Below are 2581 nucleotides of genomic sequence, written 5' to 3' on the forward strand. Positions count from 1 at the left end.
ATAAGAGACAGCTTCGGCGCTGGTGGGTTTGACGGTGTCGGCGACGACGAGGAATCCGCGGGCCCGGCCATCCCAGCCGACGGAAACGGCGGTTTTGCCCTCATCCTCGGCGCGGACGAGGGCCGCCACGAGCGCGGGGTCGGGCGACTGGCCCCATTCGGCCAGCAGGCTGGCGCGCCCGACGACCACGGTGTGGCCGTCGACGTTGCCGCGCACGCCGTGGCCCTCGAAGCTGGTGAACCCGTCGACAGCGGGAAGGGCGCCGACCTCGGCTTTGGCGGCGGCGGCGATGGCTTGGGCGATGGGATGTTCGGACGCGTCCTCGAGCGCCCCGGCGTATTGAAGGAGGGTCTCGCGGTCGGTGCCCGGCCCGCCGATCACGTCGACCAGGGTCATCTTGCCGGTGGTGACGGTGCCGGTTTTGTCCAGCACGATCGTGTCGACGGCGTGGGCGGACTCCAGCACTTCGGGTCCCTTGATCAGCACCCCGAGCTGGGCGGCGCGGCCCGTGCCGACCAGCAGGGCGGTGGGGGTCGCCAGCCCGAGCGCGCACGGGCAGGCGATGATCAGCACCGCGACGGCCGCGGTCAGGGCCGCGGCGGCCGGGGACCCGAACGCCAGCCATCCGCCGAGCGTTGCGAGGGCGATGCCGATGACCACGGGAACGAACACCCCGGAAATGCGGTCGGCGAGCCGCTGCACCTCGGCCTTGCCCGATTGGGCCTGCTCGACCAGCTTCGCTATGTGTGCCAGCTGGGTGTCGTCGCCGACCCGGGTGGCGCGCACGACCAGGCGCCCGCCGGCGTTCACGGTGGCTCCCGTGACGCTGTCGCCCGCGCCGACCTCGACGGGAACGGACTCGCCGGTGAGCATCGAGGCGTCCACGGCCGAGGAGCCCGAGACCACGATCCCGTCGGTGGCCACCTTCTCCCCGGGCCGCACCACGAACTCGTCGCCGACGGCGAGGCGGTCCGCGGGGATGCGAGTCTCGGCGCCGTCGCGCAGCACGGCGACGTCCTTGGCGCCCAGCTCCAGCAAGGCGCGCAGCGCCGCGCCCGCGGTGTGCTTGGAGCGCCGCTCGAAGTACCGGCCGGCCAGCACGAACAGGGTCACCCCCGCGGCGACCTCAAGGTAGATGTGGCCGGCGCCGTCCGAGGGCCGGGCGGTCAGGCCGAAGCCGTCGCGCATCCCCGGTCCGCCGGCCGTGCCCAGGAACAGCGCGTACAGCGACCATAGGAATGCCGCCAGCGTGCCGATCGAGACGAGGGTGTCCATGGTGGCGGCGCCGCGTCGCAGGTTGGTCCAGGCGGCGGCGTGGAAGGGCCGGCCCGCCCACACGACCACGGGGGCGGCCAGCACCAGCGACGCCCACTGCCAGTAGCGGAACTGCAACGCCGGGATCATCGCCATGGCGATCACCGGGCCGGCGAGCAGCGCCGCGGTGATCAGGCGGGCGCGCAGCGCGCCCAGCTCGGGGTCGCCGGCCTTCGCGCGGGTTAGCCGCGGCTGTGGCAAGGCGGCGGCGTAACCGGCCTTTTCGACGGCGGCAATCAACACCTGCGGGTCGTACCCGGGGGGAACCGTGAGGGCGGCCTTCTCGGTGGCGTAGTTGACGGTGGCGGCCACCCCGTCGAGCCTGTTCAGCTTCTTTTCGATCCGGGCGGCACACGCGGCGCAGGTCATCCCCCCGATCTGCAGCTCGATATGGTGCACCGGCGCCGCGCTCATGCGACCAGGGAAGCCTCGTAGCCGGCCTCGTCGACCGCGGCGAGTACGGCGGCGGCGTCGACGGGACGGGAACTGGTGATCACCAGCCGGCCCGTGCGCGCGTTGACCTCGACGTCGTCGACCCCGGGGACGAGCTCCACCTCGGCCCGAACGGCGGCCTCGCAGTGCCCGCAACTCATCCCGCTGACCTGGTACTCGCTGACCATGCCACTCCTTCCATTGCTGCGGGGATACCCGTCGGGGATATGCCTTCGGGCGCTACTTCCATCATGGGGCACAAATAGGAGTGCCATTCGCGGCAGAACGATTGTGCCCGATCGGCTCAGGGCTGGGACAACAGCAGCATGACCCGGCCCTGGGCGCCGGGCGCGGGAAACGCGCCCTCATCGAAGCCGTAGTACTTGCGCTCGTCGGGCGTGACGGCGGCGATCACCTTGCCGGTGGCCGTGAGCTCGCCGTGGTGAACGCGCGCCATCATGCCCTTGAAGTCGGGGACCGCCATGGACTCGGCGAGCACCAGCGCCTCACCCCCGGTGGCCAGCGCCACCAGCACCCCGGCCCCGGCGTAGTTGTTACCGCCGCGGCCCGCCCCCCGCGGCGCCCAGTAGACGGGCCCGGCGGCCACCGCACCTTTCACCCGGCGATACTCGCCGGGATGTTCCGCATCGGCGGCGGTGGCGACCGGTAGGCCGGCGATCGTCCGTTGTTCCTTCAGCCACAGTGCGCCCAACGGGATGCAGGCGATGGCGTACATCAAGACCACCAGGACCAGCACCGGTTTCCAGGCGATCTCCCATCCGAGCCGACGCGGCGAGATCGCCAGGCCGCGCAGTTGCTGTCTCTTATACACATC

General features: G+C 71.6%; 2 protein-coding genes and 1 pseudogene. All 3 read right to left on the reverse strand.

The window, feature by feature from the left end; genetic code table 11:
- On the reverse strand, nucleotides 1–1728 hold a 1728-nt coding region (locus WU80_RS24530; RefSeq protein ID WP_055405889.1), incomplete at its 3' end, for a cation-translocating P-type ATPase.
- On the reverse strand, nucleotides 1725–1934 hold the full coding sequence (locus WU80_RS24535; RefSeq protein WP_055405669.1) for a heavy-metal-associated domain-containing protein: 210 nt from the start codon (nucleotides 1932–1934) through the stop codon (nucleotides 1725–1727). The genes WU80_RS24535 and WU80_RS24530, both read right to left, overlap by 4 nt.
- 116 nt (nucleotides 1935–2050) lie before the next feature.
- Nucleotides 2051–2581 (reverse strand): annotated as a pseudogene (locus WU80_RS26230) (hypothetical protein); the annotation flags it as partial.

The sequence above is a fragment of the Mycobacterium sp. UM_11 genome, from assembly GCF_001414075.1.
Lineage (GTDB): Bacteria > Actinomycetota > Actinomycetes > Mycobacteriales > Mycobacteriaceae > Mycobacterium.